At 62.0% G+C, this 14,555-nt stretch carries 22 protein-coding genes; 9 read left to right on the forward strand and 13 right to left on the reverse strand.

The genetic code is table 11. The features are described 5' to 3' along the window. Nucleotides 1–26: 26 nt before the first annotated feature. Nucleotides 27–1,400 (reverse strand): PBSX family phage terminase large subunit, encoded by a 1,374-nt coding sequence (locus AAN986_RS15580; protein ID WP_349335372.1) that lies wholly within the window; start codon nucleotides 1,398–1,400, stop codon nucleotides 27–29. After that, nucleotides 1,397–2,065, reverse strand: coding sequence for a hypothetical protein (locus AAN986_RS15585; RefSeq protein ID WP_349335730.1), 669 nt, complete (start codon nucleotides 2,063–2,065; stop codon nucleotides 1,397–1,399). The genes AAN986_RS15580 and AAN986_RS15585 overlap by 4 nt, the downstream gene beginning before the upstream one ends. A 221-nt stretch (nucleotides 2,066–2,286) precedes the next feature. Between AAN986_RS15585 and AAN986_RS15590 the strand changes: the two genes are divergently transcribed. Continuing rightward, nucleotides 2,287–3,180 (forward strand): hypothetical protein, encoded by an 894-nt coding sequence (locus AAN986_RS15590; RefSeq protein ID WP_349335373.1) that lies wholly within the window; start codon nucleotides 2,287–2,289, stop codon nucleotides 3,178–3,180. A gap of 150 nt (nucleotides 3,181–3,330) precedes the next feature. Here AAN986_RS15590 and AAN986_RS15595 read toward each other — a convergent pair whose 3' ends face one another. Genes AAN986_RS15595 through AAN986_RS15645 form a run of 11 tightly spaced genes read right to left on the reverse strand, consistent with a single transcriptional unit; the run spans nucleotide 3,331 to nucleotide 8,438 of the window. Continuing rightward, nucleotides 3,331–3,633 carry a hypothetical protein gene (locus AAN986_RS15595; RefSeq protein WP_349335374.1) on the reverse strand — a complete coding sequence of 101 codons (303 nt, stop codon included), beginning with the start codon at nucleotides 3,631–3,633 and terminating at the stop codon, nucleotides 3,331–3,333. Nucleotides 3,634–3,646: 13 nt separating this feature from the next. Beyond that, complete coding sequence (locus AAN986_RS15600) at nucleotides 3,647–4,000, reverse strand: hypothetical protein (RefSeq protein ID WP_349335375.1); 354 nt, start codon at nucleotides 3,998–4,000, stop codon at nucleotides 3,647–3,649. 14 nt (nucleotides 4,001–4,014) lie between these two features. Continuing rightward, the gene (locus AAN986_RS15605) at nucleotides 4,015–4,578 is read right to left on the reverse strand and encodes a nuclease domain-containing protein (RefSeq protein WP_349335376.1); all 564 of its coding nucleotides are present in this window, start codon (nucleotides 4,576–4,578) and stop codon (nucleotides 4,015–4,017) included. Further along, nucleotides 4,578–5,078 carry a recombination protein NinB gene (locus tag AAN986_RS15610; protein ID WP_349335377.1) on the reverse strand — a complete coding sequence of 167 codons (501 nt, stop codon included), beginning with the start codon at nucleotides 5,076–5,078 and terminating at the stop codon, nucleotides 4,578–4,580. The genes AAN986_RS15605 and AAN986_RS15610 overlap by 1 nt, the downstream gene beginning before the upstream one ends. Next, on the reverse strand, nucleotides 5,071–5,517 hold the full coding sequence (locus AAN986_RS15615) for a hypothetical protein (RefSeq protein WP_349335378.1): 447 nt from the start codon (nucleotides 5,515–5,517) through the stop codon (nucleotides 5,071–5,073). The genes AAN986_RS15610 and AAN986_RS15615 overlap by 8 nt, the downstream gene beginning before the upstream one ends. Then, a complete protein-coding gene (locus AAN986_RS15620) occupies nucleotides 5,514–6,224 on the reverse strand; it encodes a hypothetical protein (protein WP_349335379.1) in 711 nt (236 codons plus the stop codon). The genes AAN986_RS15615 and AAN986_RS15620 overlap by 4 nt, the downstream gene beginning before the upstream one ends. Beyond that, nucleotides 6,221–6,424 carry a hypothetical protein gene (locus AAN986_RS15625; protein WP_349335380.1) on the reverse strand — a complete coding sequence of 68 codons (204 nt, stop codon included), beginning with the start codon at nucleotides 6,422–6,424 and terminating at the stop codon, nucleotides 6,221–6,223. The genes AAN986_RS15620 and AAN986_RS15625 overlap by 4 nt, the downstream gene beginning before the upstream one ends. Continuing rightward, nucleotides 6,421–6,960: a hypothetical protein gene (locus tag AAN986_RS15630; protein ID WP_349335381.1), complete on the reverse strand. Its 540-nt coding sequence runs from the start codon at nucleotides 6,958–6,960 to the stop codon at nucleotides 6,421–6,423. Before AAN986_RS15630 ends, AAN986_RS15625 begins: the two co-directional genes overlap by 4 nt. 3 nt (nucleotides 6,961–6,963) lie before the next feature. Next, nucleotides 6,964–7,890, reverse strand: a complete 927-nt coding sequence (locus tag AAN986_RS15635) for a DUF1376 domain-containing protein (protein ID WP_349335382.1) — start codon at nucleotides 7,888–7,890, stop codon at nucleotides 6,964–6,966. After that, nucleotides 7,868–8,233 carry a hypothetical protein gene (locus tag AAN986_RS15640; RefSeq protein ID WP_349335383.1) on the reverse strand — a complete coding sequence of 122 codons (366 nt, stop codon included), beginning with the start codon at nucleotides 8,231–8,233 and terminating at the stop codon, nucleotides 7,868–7,870. Before AAN986_RS15640 ends, AAN986_RS15635 begins: the two co-directional genes overlap by 23 nt. Then, on the reverse strand, nucleotides 8,226–8,438 hold the full coding sequence (locus AAN986_RS15645; RefSeq protein ID WP_349335384.1) for a Cro/CI family transcriptional regulator: 213 nt from the start codon (nucleotides 8,436–8,438) through the stop codon (nucleotides 8,226–8,228). Before AAN986_RS15645 ends, AAN986_RS15640 begins: the two co-directional genes overlap by 8 nt. An 84-nt stretch (nucleotides 8,439–8,522) precedes the next feature. Between AAN986_RS15645 and AAN986_RS15650 the strand changes: the two genes are divergently transcribed. The 8 genes from AAN986_RS15650 to AAN986_RS15685 all read left to right on the forward strand — a co-directional run bounded on the left by AAN986_RS15650 (nucleotide 8,523) and on the right by AAN986_RS15685 (nucleotide 14,245). Continuing rightward, the gene (locus AAN986_RS15650) at nucleotides 8,523–8,987 is read left to right on the forward strand and encodes a helix-turn-helix domain-containing protein (RefSeq protein ID WP_349335385.1); all 465 of its coding nucleotides are present in this window, start codon (nucleotides 8,523–8,525) and stop codon (nucleotides 8,985–8,987) included. Between the two features lie 991 nt (nucleotides 8,988–9,978). Then, entirely contained in the window at nucleotides 9,979–10,986 is a 1,008-nt protein-coding gene (locus AAN986_RS15655) for a P63C domain-containing protein (protein WP_349335386.1), read from the forward strand. Between the two features lie 134 nt (nucleotides 10,987–11,120). Next, a complete protein-coding gene (locus AAN986_RS15660) occupies nucleotides 11,121–11,462 on the forward strand; it encodes a hypothetical protein (RefSeq protein ID WP_349335387.1) in 342 nt (113 codons plus the stop codon). A 13-nt stretch (nucleotides 11,463–11,475) separates the two neighbouring features. Further along, complete coding sequence (locus tag AAN986_RS15665) at nucleotides 11,476–11,685, forward strand: hypothetical protein (protein WP_349335388.1); 210 nt, start codon at nucleotides 11,476–11,478, stop codon at nucleotides 11,683–11,685. Then, nucleotides 11,682–11,840 carry a hypothetical protein gene (locus tag AAN986_RS15670; protein ID WP_349335389.1) on the forward strand — a complete coding sequence of 53 codons (159 nt, stop codon included), beginning with the start codon at nucleotides 11,682–11,684 and terminating at the stop codon, nucleotides 11,838–11,840. Before AAN986_RS15665 ends, AAN986_RS15670 begins: the two co-directional genes overlap by 4 nt. An 85-nt stretch (nucleotides 11,841–11,925) precedes the next feature. Further along, nucleotides 11,926–12,687, forward strand: coding sequence for an ERF family protein (locus AAN986_RS15675; protein WP_349335390.1), 762 nt, complete (start codon nucleotides 11,926–11,928; stop codon nucleotides 12,685–12,687). Beyond that, a complete protein-coding gene (locus tag AAN986_RS15680; RefSeq protein ID WP_349335391.1) occupies nucleotides 12,684–13,778 on the forward strand; it encodes a hypothetical protein in 1,095 nt (364 codons plus the stop codon). Before AAN986_RS15675 ends, AAN986_RS15680 begins: the two co-directional genes overlap by 4 nt. A gap of 167 nt (nucleotides 13,779–13,945) precedes the next feature. Then, entirely contained in the window at nucleotides 13,946–14,245 is a 300-nt protein-coding gene (locus tag AAN986_RS15685) for an H-NS histone family protein (RefSeq protein WP_349335392.1), read from the forward strand. Nucleotides 14,246–14,555 lie beyond the last annotated feature (310 nt).

A 14,555-nucleotide genomic window follows, 5' to 3' on the forward strand; every position in this document is an offset into this window, starting at 1 on the left:
GCGAAAGTGGCAGGCTTGGTACGGGATCAGCGTGCCATGCCGCCCGCGCGTCGCCTGAGAGGCACAGCGCCCGCAGTGTCGTTGTCCATCAGCGGCAGGGCCATGTTGATGTAGCGCCACACGTCTGCGCCGTGGCTGGCGTCATCGTGCAGCGGCGGCCCCGGCTCGCCCGTGCGCGGGTCGATCTGGCGCTTGTACCGGCTCAGGCAGTCCAGCAGCTTGGCGCAGCGCTGGGCATCGATGTAGGCCGAGGAGAAGATGCCGCGCGCCAGGCGGATGCCCGACTCCAGGCCCGCGCGCTCCAGCACCTCGACCTCGCGGCCCATGTCCTCCAGGATCTGCTGGGCCGTCTGCCCGGTCTTGAAGTCGCCGTGGGCGCCGTCGTGCGGCAGGAAGTCCGTGCCCCAGCGGTACGGCAGCTTCTCCATCTGCTCCACGTACCACTCCAGCGTCTTCTGGTTGTCCTGCATGAAGTTGATGACGCGGAAATCCATGGCCGTGCGCTGCACGAAGGCGATGGCCATGTTGTCGGCCCAGCCCAAGTCCCAGACCGTGTGCACGGGCAGCTTGGGGTTGTAGGGCACCAGGCACACGCGGTCGTCGTTGTACAGGCGCTCCACCTCCTTCGCGTAGATCGCGCCGGCCAGCGTGCGCTTGGGGCGGCCCTCCCAGACGTTCCAGTAGGTGTCCGGGTCGCGCTTGAAGTGCCGGCGGCGCTCCTTCTCCAGCACCTCGGGGAACCAGGGGTTGTCGCGCCAGTTGATTTCGCACAGCCAGGTGTCGCTGTCGGCGGCCTCGATGAACCGCGCATAGGTGGCGTCCGTGGCCAGGTCTGGATTGAGCGTGAGCCAGATTTCCGAACCAGGCCGGCGGATGGTCGGCACCAGCACCTCCCAGCTGCGCGCGCTGACGCTCTGGGCCTCTTCCACCCACACGATGTCGATGGCTTCATAGGACTTGATCGAGTCCACCGTGTGGCTCTGCAGGCCCGCGAACAAGATGAGCGTGCCATTGGCGCCGCGGATCTCCGTGTCCAGCACATCGTAGAAGCCGCCCAGGCCCAATGCCGCGATCTGGTCGGACAACAGGCGGTGCACCGAGTCGCGCATGGACTTCTGGATCTCGCGCGCGCACAGGATACGCAGCGGCCGATTGCTGCCCATCACCAGGAGGGCCATGGCGACGGACCAGGACTTGGCCCCGCCACGCCCGCCGTACATGACCTTGAAGCGCTTGGGCTGCCACAGGCCGCGCAGCTTGGAAGGGAACTCGACCCGAACGCGCGCGCGGTCTACCTCGTAGTCCTCGGCAAAGTCCGGCTCCGGGTCATCGCCGGCCAGCGCTGCATCCAGGGAGAGCGCGAGGGCCGTGGGCCGCGTGCTGGGTGGCGGCAGCTTCATGCGCCCTCCCCGTCGCGCGGATCGTGCTCCCGCGCCGGTGCATCCACGAAGTGCAGCTCGAAGTGACCCACGTTACCGCCGCCGTTCGGCCCCTTGCCCGCGTCCTTGTCGTTCATGCCGAAGGCTTGGCGCTCCATGTCCACCACAATGCGCAGGCTCTCGGCCAGCACCTTCATGGTCTTGGAGCGCTCCGGCAGGCTGATGACCTTCTGGTAGAGGTCGTTCAGCTTGTCCATGCCGTTGTCGTCGGGCGCGCGCAGCATCTCGCCCAGCTCCTGCAGGTAGGCCACCGTGTCCGCGTCCGCCATCTGCTCCAGCTCATCCAGCAGCGCGTTGGTGATCTTGCGTGCCCGCTGGATGTCCCGCCTGTGCGCCAGCCGGATGGTAGCCACAGCCTGCGCATTCGCGTCCACCACCTCACGTTCGGACGCACTGCGTTCCGCGCGTACCTCGCTGCGTACCGCCTCCTTGCGTACCAACTGCTCGGCCTTGTCCTGGATGCGCTCCGACAGGTCCCGGCTCCAGTCGTCACGCTTCGCGCGCTTGCGGATCGCTCCCTCGCTGATGCCCTGCTCTGCTGCGATCTGCCGAAGGCTCTTGATGCCCGCCCTGTAGTCCAGCTCGATGCGCTCCCACTGCGGGGACTGCTTCTGTTCCTTGCTCATCCTCATGAGACTGGCAGGCTTGGGACGCTATCTGCAAACGTATGATCAAGAACTGCTCTCATGCCACCACGACTATTGAAACCCATAAGCATTCAAATTTAGTGAACTTATAAAATCTCCAAAAACAAAACACATCATCCATATTCCTATATACAATCATTTATAAAACAATAATTCACACCAAATATACTAGAACGCTGAGAGAATATTAGAAATTTACTATGACTACTGATTGGCAAGAAGATGATGAGCAAGAAACACCGCCACCATTGGTTGGCCCGCCACTGCCGTCACGTGTCCATCTAAGTTGGAGCGTTCGTGCCAAATATCCTTGGACAGAGCAACGAAGAGCCATGGCTCGGATTTCAACGGAGACCAGATCGCATATTTTATTTGGCCACAAATTACCCTACGACCCTTACACGAGCAGAAATGCTCAAGAACCCTCCCAGCCTTTCAACATTATTCCTTCAGATTTTTTGCGTCGCGCAGAAAAAATGCGTCCGAAAAATCCTTCAAACACGGTCTCATCATTTTCTCAATGGATATATTCACTATATGCAAAAAATTATGGAGATAACGAAGACAAAGAAAGAGGAAAAACAGTAGAGCAATTAATCAATAGCATCAGAATATCCAATCAAACATCTATCAATAATTCCTTTCTCAAAAGCATAGGCTCAGAATGGCGACTTGTTCATAACGGCCTGCACCTCGAAGGACAAGAGCATATAGAATATTTCACCGTTGAAGACTTGAAAATAAATAATCAGCCTTTAAGAGCTTCCCCGGATCTAATATATCGCCACTCAAGACTAAATGAGACAATAATAGTAGAAATAAAAAATTCTCGGATGAATATACCTTCAAATCTATGGCCAAATATTTGGGCGCAGTTATGGTGTTACTCACAAATTGAGTTCGTAAAAAATTCGTCCAGAACGACTGTTATAGGAGAAGTTTGGGGAGAGCATAGGATTTGGATAGGCAGAGGAAAGAAAAGAGAGGAGCGAGAATCTGTCTATCTGCGAGCGTCTGAGCGTCGCGATCCCAGGAATCCTGCATTTCATCGATTTTTTCGAGCACTATTTGATATCTACAGAGGAGCGAATTAGCAAGAAAAAAGAGATATACATCGCACGTTCAACATCAAGGGGGCTGAGTGCATTCCAAAAATTACATACCGAATAACTCCTCACGGCTTCCCTTCACTCAGGGGAAGCAAGAAGCGCTCTGGAGCATCCAGCAGAAAGTCAAAAGCCCTGTCAGGTTTCGAGACCGTTCAGCCGATACCTCAGTACCGGCTTGCGGGCTGGCAGCTCTGTAAGCCGGCTTTCCACCAACCCCTCCCGCACCAGGTACAGCAGTGCCCAATCGATCTCCCCTTTGCTGCGGCCCAGGGCCAGGACCAGCTCGGAATGGAAGAACCAGCGCCCGGGGGCCTGGCGTAGAAACCGCAGCAGCACGTCGGTGCCACTGCCCGGGCGGATGACGCCCGCGGGACGCGGGTTGTTGTGCCGCGCCCCCTCCTCGTGCCAGCCCTCCAGCTGGCCAGCCATCCAGTCCATGCAGCTCAAGTAGTCACACCTTCGCGCTGTATGCCTGGGCCATTCCCTGATCGCGTAGCCATTCCGATGCTTCGGCGCTCGCGGCGCGCACCAGGTCATGGCGCCCCTGCTCCTCGCACCTCGCTATCAGGGCCAGCAGGAACTGGTGCTTCTTCGCCTTGAACGCGGCCTCTCGCAGCTCCTCCACCACCTCGCGAAGGTCGTGAATCTCCAAACGCAACGCGGCGCGGCGTTCCTCCAGCACGGCCCGGGCGCCACGCGGCCCGTTGATGCCGTCCGACAGGTAGGCGCGCTTGGACGCGGCCAGGTCGAGTTCAACCTGCAGCAGCTCGCGGCGCAGGGCGTTGTATCGGGCAATCGTGGTCATGTTCTCCCCCGGTCTCAGAAAAAAATAGGTGTTGCATTCAGCAGGCCCAGCGCCCACAGCACAGCGGCGCGGTCGCGGGCATCGATGTTCGGGGCGTAGGCCAGCGCGCGCCATGCCAGGACCTGGCGCAGATGCGCGGCCATGAACGCGGCTTCCTTGCGCGCGGCCGGTGCAGATCCCTGGTCCAGCCAGGAATGGCACGCGGCGCAGCCCCAGGCGCTGTAGTGGTCGTCGGCCTTTCTGCGCTCGCCCTTCCCGTGGATGGACAGATTGCTGTGGCAGCAAACCACCGTGGTGGTGTCGTTCGTGCAGATCCCGGGGACCAGCAGCAGGCACTGCTGACCCTTGGCCAGGGCACGAAGGCGCGGGTTGCGCTGCGCCACGGTCTTCGGCGCGGGCACGACCTGGTGCTGGTCGATGAGCGCCACAGTGGCAGCGCGCGGCCGGGCCTCGGCCATGGCGCGGGCGGCGCGGGCCTCCAGGCGCTGCTCGCGCGCCAGCTCGTGGGCGGCATGGGACGCAGGAGCGGCCCGCCGGCGGAACCCTGCCCCGCCGGACTTGAAGGCAGTGCGGCGCATCAGGGGCACACCCCGCCAATCACCTCGCCCGTGTCCGGGTGGGTCTGCTCGCGCTCCCACTCCTCAAAGGTCGCCGGGAACTCCACGTTCAGCTCGTTGATGGCGTGGGCCATCACGCGATCGATCAGGTCGCCGTACTCGCGCACGCCCAGGCTCTCCGTGCTGATGCGCTCCTGTGTGGTGGTCGTGGCGCCGCTGATCGGGTCATGGTGCGTCACCGCGCGGCTGCCCAGATACTCGGTGCGGAAGTGCTCCTTCCAGGTCGCTTTCGAGTGCCGGCGGCCATCGTGCACAACCTGGCGCGCGATCTCGGCCAGCACGAAGTCGTGATAGAAAACGCGCTGCCTGTCGGTCTTAGCGTCCTCGTGCAGACGCACGAACACCTCCAGCCGGCGGCCAGCTTCCCACTGCTGCATGCACCAGGGCGCCACGCGCTGCAGGAAATTGGCCCGGGCCTGCTCGGGGCCATCCCAACGAGCGTGAAGGGCAATCTCAGCCACGGCCACCTCCCCGCAGATCCGCCGCGCGGCGATAGGGCCAGGCCACCATGGCCGCGTCGCGGCTGTGCTCGTTGCTCGGGCCCGTCCAGCCCGTGACGGCCGCGAAGCGCCGCGCATCCAGCTTGCCACCCTTCCCTGCCGGGCTGATGCCGTGGGCAGGGATGCCCAGATCTGCGCAGTGCGCCGTGATGTCGGCGCAGCGCGCGTCCACCTGCCCCACGTTGCGCGCCATCTTGGCGCTGGCGGCGCCGGTCTTGCCGCGCGTCCAGGTGTGCGACTGCAGCCGGCTGTCTTCGAAAACGACGCGCGACGGCATGCGCGCGGCCAGCGTGCGCTCGATGTGGTGCGGCGGGATCGTCAGCAGCTCCACCAGTTGGCCATCCACGTAGACGGCCACGCCCGTGTTTGCGCCGGGGTCCATTCCAAGGATCACGCTCATGCCCGTGCCCTCCCTGGGATCAGCGCGGTGAACATGCCGCCCTCTTCCCGCCACGTCTCGTTCCTGCGGATCTGACCAATGGTGGGCTTGGAGACGCCGTAGCGCTCCGCCAGCACGGTCTCCGATTCAGCACTCGCACGGATGGCCCTCACCTTCTCAAGGTCCAGCTTGCCGCGCGCTGCCTGTTGTGCGCGGGCTATGCGCAGCCTGGTCAACGGCGTGAGGCTGCGGCCGCGCGCTTTGTCGGCGCGAGTGCCCAGCTTCATGTGCTCATAGGCCACGCATGCCGGGTCATCGCAGCCAGCACGGACTGTCTGCTGCAGGCCCAACGGACCCCGCTTGATCGTCCAGACCACGCGGCGGGCCGCCGTGGGAGGGCCGTCCGGCCCAAACCGCACCATGGGGCCGCGGCGCGGGTCGATATAGCCCGTCCAGATCAAGCACCCATCCAGAGTGCGACGGCATTTGCCCTCAATCAGCTGCAGGCGCAGCTCGTCGGGCATCACCCAATCGGCGGCCACGTAGTGAGGGAAACGGTCCAACTGAATCAGGCGGATGCGCCCTTCAGACACGAGCGCGTCAATGATGGCGCGTAGCTGAGCGCGTGCCGAATCAGACATCGTGCCGGCCAGGGCAGCGTACTGCACAGGGCCGGCTTCAATGGTGGCCAGCACCTGGTCGCGGTCGAATTCAAACCTGCGGGTCATCGGGTGTTCCTGAGAGCGAAGTGGTAGACGCCGAACCCATCAGGGCCGGAGCTTTCGGGGCGGACGCTGCCGGCGCGCACGGCTGCCTCGGCCTCGACCTGGTTGACGGAAATTTCGCGGCCTTGCTGGACCGCGTAGAAGCGGAATCCCGGCCGGTAGCGCAGCACGGCGCCGATCTTGAGCAGCTGCAGCAGCGTCATCGCGGCCAGCCCTCCATGCCCAGGGCCTGCATCGCGGCGCGGATGGACGTGCGCGTCAGCGTCTGGTCGCCGGCCTGCACGCGCGCCACGATGCGGCGGGCCCAGTCCTTGCCATCGCCCTGCGGCTCGATCTGGACGTGCACAGGCGCCGCGTTGGGCGCCGGCAGTGCCAGCCAACCGTGCTCCTCAGCGTGCGTCCTGCGCGGCGTGGCGGCCCTGCACATGGCCTCGAACTGCGGCAGATGTGGCGGGTAGTCCGGGTGCTCTGCCGTGAGGCGCGCCACAGCGGACTCGATCACGTCGGGTGTGTACTTGGCCAGCGTCGTGCGCCAGACGCGCATCGCGGCGCGCACTCCCAGGTCGCGGCCCTGGTCGTCCAACACGCCCGTGGCGAACTTGCTCAGGAACAACGACCCGTAGCAGCCCTGCATCACGAGGAACAGGTTCTTCACGGCCGGGTTCGCGGCGGCCTGGTCCGCCGGCTCTCGCGCACCATCGCGCAGCGCTGCCGGTGCCAGCGCAGAAATTTTTTGCATTGCTCAGTCCCCCACGATGGCCGCATAGGCGGCGCTGTGCTTGTTGTTGCCCCGGGTGGCGCGCTCGCCCTTCTCCCGCATGCAAGTCGCCTTCAGGTACTCCACGGGGTCCGCCGGCCGCGCCACGACCGCAGCACGCACGGCATCGACCACGATCTGGTCGCCGTAGTCCTTGACCAGCTTTCCCACGAACGAGCCGCACTGAGCCGGCGGCAGGCCTGCCTGAGCCAGCAGTGACTTGCCCGCACGCCACAGCTCGTCCTTCGTCATCTCGCCCGGGGGCTTGGCGGCGGTGCCGCCCGTAGCGTTAGCTACGGAATAAAGAGTTCCCTCTCCCTCTCTGTTCCCTCTAAGAGCGTTTTCCGCTGGAACTTGGCCGGAAGTCGCACCGTTTTCCGAGCGATTTCCGGCGGAAATCGCTTGGGGCTCCGGTGGAATTCCGTGGGGGTAGGCGCCGGAATTCCACTGCTCCGGCGTTGGAATTCCGAACAGGGGCTTGCCGGATTTCTCCCGCGCCTTGTTCTCTTTCCGCAGGCGGTCCAGGAACTTTCCGTAGGCGTGCCGCCGCTTCGCCGCACCCGCAGCCACGGCCTTCTCAGCGATCACGGGGTGGTACAGACGGCCATCGCTGCACTTCACGAAGCCAGACAGGGCCTCGGCCCGCACCTTCTTCCATTCGCGCACGCTGATAGGCATGCGGCCGTAGCCGGCCAGGTTGGCCAGCTCTACGTCGTCATCGGGCAGCGAGGCAGCGGGAATCTGGTGCCAGGCCGCGCACCACAGCAGTACGCCAGCGCGGAACGCATCACCGTTGGGCGTCGATGCAAAACGCGAGTCGCGCAGGCGCCGAACATCCAGCTCCATGTACGGGAAGTCGCTCAAGTCGCAGTCAGCGGGTACGAGGGGTTCAGGAAGCTGTTGCTCGGGCATTCCCCACCTCTTCCTCGGCCGCAGTCAGACCAAAGGTCTCCGGCGGGGCTCCAAGCGCTTCCACCAGCAGCGGATTGCCCCGCAGCTGACGCACGATCAGACTTGCTTCATGCAACGCTTCTTTCGCATGCTCTTCCAACAGCGCCTCGATGTAGGCCGGGCGTTCCATGCCCTTAGCCCGGGCCAGCGCGTCGAGAACGCGCAGGGTATTGGCGTCGCACTGCTGACGCAACTCCATGGTGTCGGAGCAGCTGGTGCGACCGGAGCCGCGGGCGAAAGCAACTATCCGTTGCGATGCACGGCGAAGCACTGACTGCGGCGAGCTGGAACGAACTTCAAGCATTGAGCCCTGCTCCTTCCACAACGTTGCGTAAGGCCGGCCGATCAGCAATTAGCCGCCCTTCGGTAGCCAACTGAATTTGGTACTGGCGACCGTCAGGTATGTGGCCTTGCTCGACCCATCCCGAGATCGAGGATTGCGCACATCCCAGAGCATGGGCAGCAAGCGCCTGGGTCTTGAAGTAGGTGATGAGTTCGGAAGGTGTCATGCCATCGATTATTCGGCATTCCGATAAATCGGTCAACGCAAAAACATCGATTTTCCGAATTTTTAAGGATGGATGATTGTGCTCATGACGCCCCCTCCAGACTTCGCTACCTTCGGCGACCGCCTACAGTGGTGGATGGCACATCGTGGCTACAAACAGAAGGAACTCGCTGAGTTGGCTGGGATGGGCCAGCCCGCCCTCAACGAATTGTTGAAAGGGAAAACCAAGGAGCCGCGCGCGTCTCACTTCCTTGGTTTGTGTCATGCCCTTGCACTTCGTCCTGAGTACCTGCTAGACGGTGAGGGGCCTCCAGAAGTTACTAACTTTGCGCAGCTCACCGGCTTGGAAGCCCAGCTTGTGATGCTCTTTCGCGGCCTCCCTGATGATGCAAAGCGCGACGCAATGCTCATCGACCTGAACCATGAGTTCAACAGTTATCAGGCCGCCAAATCTCCTCCGGCACCATCTGTTCGACTCACAGCAGCAGCTGGACCGCGCTCGCCAGCGGTGAGGAAGCCAGCCAAAAAGCTCGTAGACCAGGGCCTTTGATCAGCCGAAACGGCACTTGGCTTGCGGATGCGCTTGGCCTCGATCTTCCGCACCATCAGAGCCCTGATGCCGCTTTTCGCAAAACTATCGCCGAAAAGCAGCTCGTGAGCACAGACACAAAATAGCTCCGACAGCTCTGCAAGTTGGATTGCGGAAGGCGAAGCTATCCCTCTTTCCCAAGCCGACACCGCTTGCCTCGTCCCACCGAGGGAACTGGCCACATAGTCTTGGCTCATCCCTAGCGCCATGCGCGCACTCTTGATCCGGGCACCCAACCCCTGCATCCGCTCCGACTTCATTCAGCTTCCATTACTGTGTTTTTTAACAGTATGGCAGACAGTTACATCCGTGTCACCCGCAATCGTAGGTTGCGCAATCCTAGATTGCGGAGCGCAACGCACAGTTGCGCAACCCTGGGTTGCGTCTCTTCGGAGCACCGAACATTTCCCCAGGATAGCCATCCATGATCGCTGAAGAATTCCAAAAATAATTCGGAATTCCGATTGACAAGAAAATTCGGTGTTCCGATAATTCATCCCGTCAGCAGCAATCTCGCTGTCGACGGGCACCGCGGCATTGGCCGGGCTTGCCCCCGGTCTTTCAAAAATTGCAGCCGACGTTTGCCTCACCTGCGAGGCATCCCGGCACACGCACCAGTGGGCATGGGCCACTGCTCTGCTCTGGCAGTCCTGCCAGGCCCAGTCGGCCAAGCGCCGTAGACGGGCAATGAGGTGAGGCAAACAGGGAGGCCAAGAACAGAAACGCCCTGCGCGCAAGCGCTGACAGCTCGGAAAGAACGGGCGAAACCAAAGCGGCCTCTAACCGAGGCCGCTTTGGTTTCACGGTAGTTGCGCTCAACCGCCCCCAGAAAAGCCCGAACTGGGTTTCATCACGCTGGCGCACGCGTCGAGAATTTTTGCACGCAAAAATTGAAATCTGCTTGCATTTATGTATCATGCAAGCACTTTCACAACTTTTTAGGTGGCGCAGAATGGCAACTAAAGACACCAAAGGGAAGGCCGCCGGAGGGCTCGCCCGAGCTGCAAAGCTGTCTAAGACAGAGCTGAGCGCGCAAGCCAGCAAGGCAGCGAAAGCGAAAGCCGAGAATGCCAAGCTACCAATGGCAACACATGGCTCCGAAGACCATCCTCTTGTGCTGGGCGAGGTCAAGATCCCGTGCTACGTGCTGGAGGACGGGACACGAGTTCTATCTGAGCGCGGCTTGACTGCTGCACTCAAGATCACCCGCGGCTCTACCGCCACCGGGGACTCGCGCGTGGTGAGCTTTGCCGCCCACTCTTCCATCGTCGAGTTCAGCAAAAACGACTTGGTCGCGTCTTTGAAGAACCCAATCAAATTTCGTCGTCAAGATGCGGGGCGCATCACATACGGCTATCAGGCTGATGTGCTGGCCGACATTTGCGAAGCTGTTCTGGCGGCTCGGGCAGCAAACAGGCTGCCACCCGCTTACGAGAACATTGCAATCCAATGCGAGATCTTGGTTCGCGGCTTTGCCCGAGTTGGCATCATCGCCTTGATCGATGAGGCTACGGGTTACGAAAAGGACAGGGCCAAGGACTCACTTGCCAAGATTCTGGAAGCCTTTGTCGCCAAGGAACTCCAACCCTACGTGCGCACCTTCCCCGCCGATTTCTATGAGAACTTGTTCAGGCTGCGGGGATTGAAGTACCCCCCAGAGAACCCAAAATTCCGCCCCCAGTACTTCGGCATGCTGACTAACGACATCGTTTATGAGCGCCTGGCTCCTGGCCTGCTTGAAGAGCTAAAGCGCCAAGCAGCCAAAGATGAAAAAAAGGCGCGACTACACCAACGACTCACCCAAGAAGTTGGCCATCCGAAGCTGCGGGAGCACCTAGCGTCAGTTGTCATGGCAATGAAATTGTCTAGTGACTACCCCGACTTCATCAGCAAACTGAACCGCTTCCACCCACGCTTCGGCGACTCCTACACACTGAACCTTGATCAGCCCGATCGCTGATCTCGCAGTTCATGGCATATCCGACAACAAGGACCCTCCGTCAGTACAGAAATATGGAGTAGGTCCTTCAATCTTCAGATTTTCAGGCCCGCAGCCTCATGGCTCGCGGGCCTTTTTCATTTCCGGAGGCCCACATGAATGCACGACTCCCCTCTATCTGCTGGGCCTCCACGGCCGACGCCGAGAACGCAGCGCGCGCCGGCCGCATCGATGCCCAAGACGCCGAGCTGGACGCCTATGTCCGCGAGTACTACGGCCCGCCATTCGTGGCCGAGTTCGTGCAGGAGGCACTGCAGGCCGCGCAGTACGAGCTGGCCCAGCAGATCGCCGCCGCCAGCGAGCGCATGGGCCAGAGCCTGAGCCCCGAACACCCGCAGCTGGCCGTCATGGGCAATTCCATGGACGAGTGGCTGCGCGCCTATGCCCGCCAACGTGCCCGCGAAGACATCGCGGACCTTCAACGAAACCGCCACTGATCGAGGAGCCACCATGCACCAACGTGACGAAATCCCGAACCCGCCACCGCTGGCCTGGCTGATTGCCGTACTGCTGGGCATCAGCCTGCTCTGCCTGCAGGCAACGCTGGACGATGAGCCCGGCAAGGCGCCGCCCGCCACCGTTAGCGCGCTGGCGTGCCCCGGCATGCATGCGGAATGGCTGGACGAGAGGCAGGTGGAATGCCACCGCGAAAAGCCATGAAACTCTCCGAACTCACCGACGCCGAGAAGGTGCCCATGCTGCTCGAATTGCTTGAAGAGGCTGGGGGAAAACTGGACCGCGCCTGGCCTGCCGGCGGGCGCCGCTACCTGTCCGCCGTCCGCGAAATGCGCGGCGATCCGGAAGACCCGGAATGACCGCCCCATCCACCAAGCGCCACGCCGGCGCCGACCATCGCCCGCTGCTGCGGGCGTTTCTTTTTCCACCACCTGCGAGGTTCCCATGAACGCTGTTTCCAAGAAAGAGGCCGATGCCCTTGAACTGGTGCCGGCGGCAGATTCCACGGCCGCCCCCGCTCCCACCGCCCTTCCCACATCACTCGCGGCCAACTTCATGCTGACGCTGCAGGAACGCGGCGCAGGCCTGGAGCAGATCGAGAAGATGATGGATCTGCTGGAGCGCAACGATCGCCACGAGGCCGAGAAGGCCTACAACGAAGCCCTGGCCGCATTCAAGGCCAAGAACATCCGCATCGTGAAGCGCAAGCTGGTGGACTTTCCCAGCAAGGGCGGCAGGACCAGCTACAAACATGCCGAGTTGGACGACGTTGTGCAGGCCGTGGGCCCCGAGCTTTCCGTTCATGGCTTCGCCTGGTCGTGGAAGACGCACCAGGTCGGCCGCGACATCACCGTGGTCTGCACGCTGCGGCACCGCCTGGGCCATGCCGAGACTGTCCAACTGACGGCCCAGCCCGACGAGACAGGCGGCAAGAACGCCATCCAGGCCATCATTTCCACCACGACCTACCTGCAGCGGCACACGCTCAAGCAGATCACGGGTGTAGCCGAGGCCGGCGAGGATGACGACGGCCAGGGCGGCGCTGCTGCACCGCTCTCCAAACTGGCCCAAGGCTGGGTGGACTACATCAAGAGCGTGCGTGGAACGGACCAGTTCGACAAGGGCTGTCGTGATGGCCGCGCGGCCCTTTGGGACGACCGTGCCGGCCTCATCGCCTTCAACGCCGCAACCAGGAGCACAGCATGAGGGAAATCCTGTTCCGCTGTTCGAGCATAGGCAAGCTGATGACCGCACCCGTGAGCATCGATCCCGCACTGATCACGCCCGAGGTGGAAGCCATCCAGGCGAAGAAGAAGCGCACGGACGAAGAGAAGGCCGTGCTGGAACACCTCAAGCTGGGCACGCTCAGCGAGACCGCGAAGACCTACATCCGCGAGTTGGTGCGACAGGAGCTGTGGGGCGTGGACTTCGAGGTTTCCAGCAAATACACGGACAAGGGCCTGGCAGTCGAAGCCGAAGGCCTGGCCCTACTGAACCGCGTGCGCGGGCTGACCTTGGCCAAGAACACCGAGCGGCGCAGCGACGGCCAGATCACGGGTGAAGCCGACACCGTGGACCTGGGGCCACGCCGCTGCGGCCACGACCTGAAATGCTCCTGGAGCCTGCAGACCTTCCCGGCATTTGTGCGTGACTGCGAGGACGCCCTGTATGCCTGGCAGATGCGAGGCTACATGCGGCTGTGGGACCTGGAGCGCTGGGAGGTGAACTACGTCATGGTCAACACGCCCGAGGACCTGCTGGGCCAGCATGAACCGCAACACCTCCACCTGGTCGAGCACATCCCCGAGCACATGCGGCTGACCACATGGGCCATCGAGCGCGACCGCGCGCTGGAGGCGCAGATGGACGTGAAGCTGGAGCTGGCCAGGGCCTACTACACGCAGTGCATTGCGGAATTCGCGGCCACGCATCCCGTCCCTGGCCTGCCCGCCGCTTCGCCAGCTGCGCCCTGGCAGCCGCCGCTGGAGCTGATCGATACCCAGCAGCCCCCGCGCGTGCTGGGCCATCTGCAGGAAGATGGCCGCGCCCTGATGCTGCCAGAGGAACCAGCCGCGACCGCCGTGCCTCCAGAAACGGCACCCACGTTGAACATCGGGCAGATCAACAAGCGCCTGGGCATCTTCGACGTGAAGGCCACCACGGCCGCGGCCCTGGGCATTCCCACAGTCAAAGACCGCAGCGCCGTGCACCTGCCGGCCAGCAGCTTCACGGAATTCTGCAATGGGCTCATCGCCCATATCGCCGACGTGCGCGATAGCTTCCAAGCTCAGCCATGAGCGTTCGCAGCGTTTTCCTTGGCCTCGCGGGCATGAGCCTGCTGGCCGGCAGCACTGGCTTTGCCGGCACCTTCCTTCTGGCTGCCGCATTTGCCAACTGATAAATGTTTCTCAACAATGCCCACCCTGGTGGGCTTCAACTTTCCTAATCAACCGGAGAAAACAAGATGAACGACTACAAGACCCTGCTGCAGCAAAAGGCCGAGCTGGATGCACGCATCGCGGAAGTGATGAAGACGGAGAAGGCTGGAGCGGTGGCAGAGGCCCGCGCCCTGATTCAGCAGTACCACCTGACCGAGCAAGACGTGTTCCCCGCCTCCGGCTCCAAGGCGAAGGGCTCGGTGGGCACGCCCAAGTTCCGTGACCCCGAGACTGGAGCGACCTGGACCGGCCGGGGCAAGCCGCCGAACTGGATCAAGGACAAAGATCGCGCGGAATTTCTTATCCCGGAAAAAGCAGGCGCCTAAACGTCGAACTCGCTCAACCTACAACGAATGCGATCCTGAGTAACGCTGTCCTCGGGATCATCAACTTCGATCACCAACAAGTGATAGGGAAATTCGATTCCGACGGGTGATGAAACAGGGGGAGCAACCGCAGGTGCCTCAAATATGGGTACTCCAAATGCTTCTCCAGGTTTTGCTAGCACCACCATGCTCGCGTGCCACACATGCATAGCTTGTAGCTCAGGTTCGCGTATCCGAAGGTCCATGACGAGATCTCCAAAAAAGCTTAGCTGAATCACCACCGGCCCCTAGGCGTTTAATCCTGGGGGCC

It is taken from the genome of Delftia sp. DS1230, assembly GCF_040112715.1.
GTDB lineage: Bacteria > Pseudomonadota > Gammaproteobacteria > Burkholderiales > Burkholderiaceae_C > Comamonas > Comamonas tsuruhatensis.

Bases quoted from the DNA above. Each gene is read 5' to 3' on its own strand.
- AAN986_RS15615 (WP_349335378.1), bottom strand. From the start codon at position 5,517: ATGAGCGTGATCCTTGGAATGGACCCCGGCGCAAACACGGGCGTGGCC.
- AAN986_RS15605 (WP_349335376.1), bottom strand. From the start codon at position 4,578: ATGCGCCGCACTGCCTTCAAGTCCGGCGGGGCAGGGTTCCGCCGGCGG.
- AAN986_RS15680 (WP_349335391.1), top strand. From the start codon at position 12,684: ATGAGGGAAATCCTGTTCCGCTGTTCGAGCATAGGCAAGCTGATGACC.
- AAN986_RS15585 (WP_349335730.1), bottom strand. From the start codon at position 2,065: ATGAGCAAGGAACAGAAGCAGTCCCCGCAGTGGGAGCGCATCGAGCTG.
- AAN986_RS15640 (WP_349335383.1), bottom strand. From the start codon at position 8,233: ATGCTTGAAGTTCGTTCCAGCTCGCCGCAGTCAGTGCTTCGCCGTGCA.
- AAN986_RS15625 (WP_349335380.1), bottom strand. From the start codon at position 6,424: ATGACGCTGCTGCAGCTGCTCAAGATCGGCGCCGTGCTGCGCTACCGG.
- AAN986_RS15620 (WP_349335379.1), bottom strand. From the start codon at position 6,224: ATGACCCGCAGGTTTGAATTCGACCGCGACCAGGTGCTGGCCACCATT.
- AAN986_RS15635 (WP_349335382.1), bottom strand. From the start codon at position 7,890: ATGCCCGAGCAACAGCTTCCTGAACCCCTCGTACCCGCTGACTGCGAC.
- AAN986_RS15590 (WP_349335373.1), top strand. From the start codon at position 2,287: ATGACTACTGATTGGCAAGAAGATGATGAGCAAGAAACACCGCCACCA.
- AAN986_RS15670 (WP_349335389.1), top strand. From the start codon at position 11,682: ATGAAACTCTCCGAACTCACCGACGCCGAGAAGGTGCCCATGCTGCTC.
- AAN986_RS15665 (WP_349335388.1), top strand. From the start codon at position 11,476: ATGCACCAACGTGACGAAATCCCGAACCCGCCACCGCTGGCCTGGCTG.
- AAN986_RS15655 (WP_349335386.1), top strand. From the start codon at position 9,979: ATGGCAACTAAAGACACCAAAGGGAAGGCCGCCGGAGGGCTCGCCCGA.
- AAN986_RS15600 (WP_349335375.1), bottom strand. From the start codon at position 4,000: ATGACCACGATTGCCCGATACAACGCCCTGCGCCGCGAGCTGCTGCAG.
- AAN986_RS15595 (WP_349335374.1), bottom strand. From the start codon at position 3,633: ATGGACTGGATGGCTGGCCAGCTGGAGGGCTGGCACGAGGAGGGGGCG.
- AAN986_RS15650 (WP_349335385.1), top strand. From the start codon at position 8,523: ATGACGCCCCCTCCAGACTTCGCTACCTTCGGCGACCGCCTACAGTGG.
- AAN986_RS15685 (WP_349335392.1), top strand. From the start codon at position 13,946: ATGAACGACTACAAGACCCTGCTGCAGCAAAAGGCCGAGCTGGATGCA.
- AAN986_RS15675 (WP_349335390.1), top strand. From the start codon at position 11,926: ATGAACGCTGTTTCCAAGAAAGAGGCCGATGCCCTTGAACTGGTGCCG.
- AAN986_RS15645 (WP_349335384.1), bottom strand. From the start codon at position 8,438: ATGACACCTTCCGAACTCATCACCTACTTCAAGACCCAGGCGCTTGCT.
- AAN986_RS15660 (WP_349335387.1), top strand. From the start codon at position 11,121: ATGAATGCACGACTCCCCTCTATCTGCTGGGCCTCCACGGCCGACGCC.
- AAN986_RS15580 (WP_349335372.1), bottom strand. From the start codon at position 1,400: ATGAAGCTGCCGCCACCCAGCACGCGGCCCACGGCCCTCGCGCTCTCC.
- AAN986_RS15630 (WP_349335381.1), bottom strand. From the start codon at position 6,960: ATGCAAAAAATTTCTGCGCTGGCACCGGCAGCGCTGCGCGATGGTGCG.